At 37.6% G+C, this 3,035-nt stretch carries 2 protein-coding genes; both read right to left on the bottom strand.

Annotated features, from left to right (window positions below):
• Positions 1–2,151: SusC/RagA family TonB-linked outer membrane protein (locus tag AC1DND_RS24280; protein ID WP_477585132.1), on the bottom strand; the 2,151-nt coding region annotated here is incomplete at its 3' end.
• Positions 2,152–2,656: 505 nt separating this feature from the next.
• A partial coding sequence (locus AC1DND_RS24275) for a DUF3826 domain-containing protein (RefSeq protein WP_477585131.1) occupies positions 2,657–3,035 on the bottom strand: 379 nt, incomplete at its 5' end.

The raw sequence follows: 3,035 nt of genomic DNA, 5'->3' as shown, positions 1-3,035 counted from the left end.
GTCTAAACCTAAGTTGAAAGTACGGGCCTTTTCCCAGGTAATATCAGGATTAGGCATGATCTCAGGATTGAGTCCACCGGTTAATGTTTCATTATATAGGTATCCTGCCGGATCAACTGTGTATCTCGATTGCCATAACCTGGCATTAATCCTGCTTTCTCCCACCAATCCATAATTGGCTCTAACTTTTAAACGATCTACAAATTTGACGTTGTCTTTAAAAAAATCTTCTTCACTTATTGCCCATCCTAAACCAACACTTGGAAACAAGCCCCATCGGTTGCCAGGTGCAAAATTTGAAGATGCATCCATACGAGCAATTGCTTCAATAAAGTATTTCTTGCCATAATCGTAATTTAACCTGCCGATGTAAGAACGCTGAACCGATTCGAAAATGCTTTTGTTCTGTAGCGTGAAAGTTGAGCGATCGAAACCCCAATACTCGTCAATACCCGGTAAAACCTGGTTTCGCCAGTACACATTCAATTGCTCACTTACACCCTCTGATTGATCGAAAGCAGCTAGCACATTCAAGCTATGTTTTCCAAATGTCCTGTCGTAACTTAGTGATGCAATAGCCTGATAACTTGAAGATGAGTTTGTGCCCGAAGAGAGCTGCGTATTTGCAGCACCTACTGCAGTTATTGTACTTACAACTTCATTGGTGTAAAGTAAATTGTTTTGTCCGGTTGTTTTGAAATTATAAACGGTGTATGGTGGCACGTATTGGCCACTTGTACCGCTTCGGTTATTTTTGCCAAATTGCAGGCGCCCGGTTAAACCTGGTATAAATTTTGGTTTATAATCAACAGAAGCATTTAGCGCCAGTCCTTGAGATTTATCGAAAATATTATTTCCTGAATTTACAACAGCAAGCGGATTGGTATTGCTATTGTAATTAATTGGTTTGCCATCAATTTGAATCGGCACCCATTTAGGTGTTGTAATCAACTGTTGGAAAAAAGCTTGATCGTTTTCTCCGCCATTTTTATAAGTATCACTTGTCTTTTTCGAAAAATCTGCACTTAAGGTAACAGTAGCTGTTAATCCATCGATAATTTTAGCATTCATACCCGATCTGAAAGCATATTTACTGTAGTTAATACCACCGTAGTTACCAGATTCATCATAATAATTTCCTCCGGCGAAAAAGGTGATGGCTTCAGACCCTCCAGAAACATTCATATTATGCCGGTTTACCTTAGAAACCTTCCATAATTCGTCAAACCAGCCTTTAATACTGCTGTTTTTCAGTTGTTCTAAATCTGCAGCAGAAAACATAGAAGAAGTTGGCGAATTTGCAATTCTATAACCGTCATTTAGCAGCTGGGCATGCTCGTATGCAGAAAGCATATCTACATTTGCTGCATTATCCGAAAAGCCTAAAAACCCGGTATAACTGATTTGTGGCTTTCCTCTTTTTCCTTTTTTAGTAGTAATTAAAACTACTCCCTTTGCACCCGATGCGCCATAAATAGCTGCTGAAGCATCTTTTAGGAAAGAGATATCTTCAACCATAGTTAGATCTAAATTATCGAAATCATCGCGGGTAACTGTAATCCCATCAATTACGTATAATGGTTCGGTAGTCGCGCCCAGTAAGGCCGATTGTTCTGATCTTGATGCTCCTCTTATATTAATGGTAACCGAAGAACCAGGTTTGCCTGAAACAGAGTTAACACCAACACCAGCAATCTTATTCCGAAGTGCAGCAGCAATGTTCGGCACAGGTAAATCCTGAATTTCTTCAGCCCTGATATTGGCCACTGAACCTAAAATCTCACTGCGTTTCTTCGTTCCATAACCAATAACAACAACGGCATCCTGATCTAAATTCTGACTGTCTTCTACAAAATTTACCGTTAAACTGGTTTTTCCGACCAGTGGAATAGTTTGCCTGATAAAGCCAATATAAGAAAATACTAATGCGTCGGTGGCAGGATCGGCGATCAATGCAAACTCACCTTTATCATTGGTACTTACGTTGTTAGTTTTGCCGCGTATCCCGACAGTTACACCCGGAATGGGTTGCCCGTCTTTTTTGTCTACCACCTTACCGGTAATCTGTTTTTGTTGCGCAAAAACAGCGGCACATGTGAATAACATGAGCACTAAAACCCATGAGGTTTTTCGTAAAAATTTTGAGTTCATATTTGTTATTTGGTTAGTTTTTTTACTAATACAGCTAATCTGATATCAATCATGCATTGAGTTTGATTAATTTCATTAGCATATATAAGCTGTACAGGCAATTGCTATACAGTTTATTCAATAGTGTTTCCGGTTAAGGATGGGTTTGTTTGTATTTGCTTTTACAGCATGCTAGTTAGGCATAAGAATTAGACAGCGTTATTTTAAAAATCTATCTAACATTAATTGTCTTTGTGGTGGCTCATATTTTTGTTTTTAGATTAAAAAATTATTGGTTAGAAAGTATATTTTAACTTTACATTAATGAAGGAATATCAATTTTTCAAACAAAATAGCAACGGTTATTGTATAATTTTATCAATTAAAGATTAACCTTTTCTCTATAAGCTATTTAGTGATTTTATTCACAATACAATATAAGTATAAATTCATATATAAATGAAATATTCTTGAATAAAAAAATATAAAAAATAATGGAGCGTTTAAATACGCTCCATCAGCCATGCTAGTTTGTTTGCGCTTTTGCTTTTCTCCTTTTCTCCCACTCTGCTCCTTCTTTCTTCAGATCGTATCCGGCAGCTGATAAGTAATTGTTAATGCGTCCTTTGTATTTACCAAACCATGCATGCTTTTTATCTGATGATTCTGCATCCATAGCATGTTCACGTGCTTCGGTAAGCCAGATCAGGATCTGTTTTTTCTGATCTTCGGTCAGCGTTAAAATTTCTTCCTGATAAGCTTTGTAAGTGATGGGCAATACATTATAGGTCATACCGTTTTTAACCAGCTCAACCTGCTCATTAGTTAGTTGCGCAGAAAGTTTGCCGGTGTATTTTTTATGGAGTTTAGCTAATGATGTTTCTACCACACGGCTATCCTTAGCA

Source organism: Pedobacter sp. 01N416 (genome assembly GCF_056399685.1).
The sequence above is the reverse complement of the archived record's forward strand: the minus strand, read 5'-3'. Positions and strand labels throughout refer to the sequence as shown.